The sequence below is a fragment of the Neisseria sp. P0008.S010 genome, from assembly GCF_051962715.1.
Taxonomy (GTDB): Bacteria; Pseudomonadota; Gammaproteobacteria; order Burkholderiales; family Neisseriaceae; genus Neisseria; species Neisseria elongata.
Genome location: NZ_JBQCVA010000085.1, coordinates 1 through 3,206, shown reverse-complemented (window position 1 = coordinate 3,206; position 3,206 = coordinate 1). Strand labels below are relative to the sequence as shown.

2 protein-coding genes are annotated in these 3,206 nt (G+C 51.8%); both read right to left on the bottom strand.

The window, feature by feature from the left end:
• Positions 1 to 94: 94 nt before the first annotated feature.
• Positions 95 to 727, bottom strand: a complete 633-nt coding sequence (locus ACTHSL_RS12340) for an NAD(P)-dependent oxidoreductase (protein WP_440381624.1) — start codon at positions 725 to 727, stop codon at positions 95 to 97.
• Between the two features lie 2 nt (positions 728 to 729).
• The gene (hutW, locus tag ACTHSL_RS12335; RefSeq protein ID WP_440381623.1) at positions 730 to 2,562 is read right to left on the bottom strand and encodes a heme anaerobic degradation radical SAM methyltransferase ChuW/HutW; all 1,833 of its coding nucleotides are present in this window, start codon (positions 2,560 to 2,562) and stop codon (positions 730 to 732) included.
• Positions 2,563 to 3,206: the final 644 nt, after the last annotated feature.

Sequence of the window (3,206 nt, the reverse complement as noted above, 5' to 3'; positions counted from 1 at the left end):
AATCAGGAGGTATTGGGGGAGGCGAAAACAGCCGAAAACCTGTGTTTGGGTTTCGGCTGTCGGGGGAAGGGCTTTTTGCAAAGGTCTCGGACAGTTAGGCGGTTACCGAATATACGCTTTCAGACGGCCTTTCTTTATCTGCAATCAGTTTCGCCACGGCGGCGGCCAAGCCTTTCCTGTCCATGTAGTCGCGCGGGATTTCGTCGATGGCGGTGTGCAGCGTATAGCTGTCGCTGCCTCTGTTGCCCAAGCCGCACGGGCGCAGGATGGTCCAGTGCAGGCCGCTTTGGCGCAGGTGGTTTTCCGCTTCGGTTTTGGCCTGAACCGCTTCGCCCAATGCCTGTTTGAACATTGCGTTCGTGTTTTCCCACTGTTCGCCGCAGCCCATGCTGGTTACAAGTATCAGGCGGGCTTTGGGGGCGTGGGCGGCCACCGCGTCGATGATGTTGATGTTGCCGGTTGCATCGCTGCGTACGCCCGCTTCGTTTTTGCCGCCGACAAAGCTGACGACGGTTTGCGGTTTGCTGTCGCGGATGACGGCGGCGCAGGCTTGCGCGTCAAGCACGTCGGCCGTTGCCGTATGCAGTCCGGCTTGTGTGTAAAACGGGTCTTGCGCCTGTTCGGGACTGCGCAGGACGGCGGTGAGGCCGTCTGAAAAACCGTCCGACAGCAGGCGCGTTATCAGTTCTCGGCCGCTTTTGCCGTTTGCACCGAATATGGTCAGCATGATTACGCCCCTTTCCCTTCGGCAAACAGCGCGCGCATGGCTTCGATTTGGTTTTGGCGCAATTCGCCGTTTTCATCGCGGCCGACATAAATTTTGAACATCGCGCCGCCGCTGCGGTTGATGAAGTTGAGCGAAACCGTGTCTTTGCCCATAAAGGGGCGTTCGACCAAATAAACCGCTGTGCAGTTTTCATAATAAATATGGCCGTGGATGCCGCCCGGTTCGGCTTCTTGGAAATTGTAGAAGCCGTGTCCTACGCTGCCGCCGGGCAGTTTGCCGGTTACTTCGGCAATGACGTCGGGCGTATGGGCGATAAACGTAACTGCTTCGTCCCACTTGGCGATTGCCTGCATGATTTCGACAAAGCGTCCGCCGTCTGTTTTCTTCACCGTGCCGGCGGGCAGGCAGTTGATGACTTCTTCGAAACTGCATTGGAAGCGTCCGGCCAGCATTTCGAGAATCTGGCCGGGATTTTCGGCCAACGAGTTGCGCAATACCGTTTGTTGTTCGGCAGACAGGGGGTTAGGCATAGATTGCTCCTTTTCTTCGTTTGCGGGTAGGGCAAGCATCAGCTTGCGGGTTAAGGTGGGCGACCAGTAGCGGCCGCTGGTGTTTAAATGAATCAGGCCGTCCGAATCGGGTTTGCTGGTCAAACCGAGTTCCGCCCACTGCGCCAGCAAGGCTTGCGCGCGCGGTTGTTCGGCAAACAGGCGGCTGTCTATGGTTCCGGTTTCGATATCGTGCTGCAAACGGCCGAGCAGGTATTTATTGTCGCTGTGGCGGCTCATGTAGGCGATGTTTTTTTGGCCGGCGGGCGTGGCAAGGTAACTGTCCAAATCGCTTTGCACCTGATAACTGTATCCGCCGCCGTTGCCGCCCGCGCCCGAACCGAATGCAAGGCAGGCCATATTCGATTTGACCAGGCGGTTGTACAGGTTGCGTTCGCCGCGTTCGGGATAGGCGAAGTGGTTGTTGCTGATTTGCCGCCAGCCCTGTTGTGCCAAATACTCGACCGTATAGGCATATTGCAGCGACTGCGTGTCGAAGCCGGCCGGCGGCGGAAACGCGCCTTTTTCTATCATGCGGTTGATGGGCAGGAAGGGATAACAGTTGAAGGCATAAGTATCGAGACCCGACAGCGGCAGGGTGGCCACAATGCGCAAGTCATTATGCCAGATTTCATCGTTTTGCCCCGGCAGGCCGAAAATCAAATCGGCCACGACCACGGCATCCAGCCTGCCCAGCTTTTCCAAATAGGCGGCCGCTTCTTCGCCGCTGTGTTTGCGCCCCAAACGGCGGCGGATGGCGGTATCGAAAGTCTGCACGCCGATGGAAATGCGGTTTACCCCCGCATCGATGTAGGCCTGTGCCTTGGCTATATCGAAATGGCTCATGCGGCCTTCCAGCGTGAACTCGCAATCGTCGGCCAACGGCAGATAACGGTAGCAGGCTTTGATGAGTCGGACCAAATCGTCGGTCAAAAGCGCGGTGGGCGTGCCGCCGCCGAAATAGACGGCACGGATTTTGCCGTTTCCTTGGCGGATTTCGGCTTCCTGCGCCAATTCATTGATGATTTTATCGGTATAGGTACGGCTGTAATCATCTTTCCAGGCGTTGCGGTAAAAGCCGCAGAAAACGCAATGGTTGGCGCAGAACGGGATATGTAGGTAGGCCAAGGCATCTTCCTGCAAAACCGTTTGCGCCTGCTCGCGCCAAAGCCGTTGCCACTCATCTGACGGCACGCCGATGCCGCCCCACACGGGCATCAGTGCCTGCCGCTCGGGAAAAGCATCCGGTACGGCTTGCCCGTTGCTGATTTTTATTTCTCGTTTCATGGTATCATGAATCAAATAATAACAGTTATTATTCTGTGTAAAAAAATGAGATATTGTTTTTGATTCATATCAAATAATAGAGAATTATTATTAAGAGACCTTTGCAAAAATAGTCTGTTAACGAAATTTGACGCATAAAAATGTGCTAAAAAATTTTCAATCGACTAAAACCTTTCTGATACTGAGAAAAAAGTGGAAGAAATCAGGGAGGTTCCTCATTTTGAAAATGGTGTTGAGTATAAAATTTTAATAACTTATGTTATTGCAAAGGTCTCATTAAATCTAATAGGGATTATTTAAAATTTGGAATTTATATGAGGGAAGTTAAATTATTTAAATATTGTTTATAATCAATTTATTATATTTAATAGATGGTATGTGTTTTAGGCAAGTTTCGGGTGGGATAAGTTATAGAAAACCGATTTTCTGGATATTTTGTATATTCAAGGATTATCTCCTTTGGCTTAACAGCAAGGAGGCAACTAGGTTAAACGGATTGGCGGTTTATGATTTTGTTTTGATTGCATTGTTTCAGTGCCGATAATAAAGAGATGCCAAAACCTTTGTAAAATCCCCTAAATTCCCACCAAGACATTTAGGGGATTTCTCATGAGCACCTTCTTCCAGCAAACCGCACAAGCCAT

Excerpts from the sequence above, each read along its gene's own strand:
- ACTHSL_RS12340 (WP_440381624.1), bottom strand. The coding sequence starts at position 727 with ATGCTGACCATATTCGGTGCAAACGGCAAAAGCGGCCGAGAACTGATA.
- hutW (WP_440381623.1), bottom strand. The coding sequence starts at position 2,562 with ATGAAACGAGAAATAAAAATCAGCAACGGGCAAGCCGTACCGGATGCT.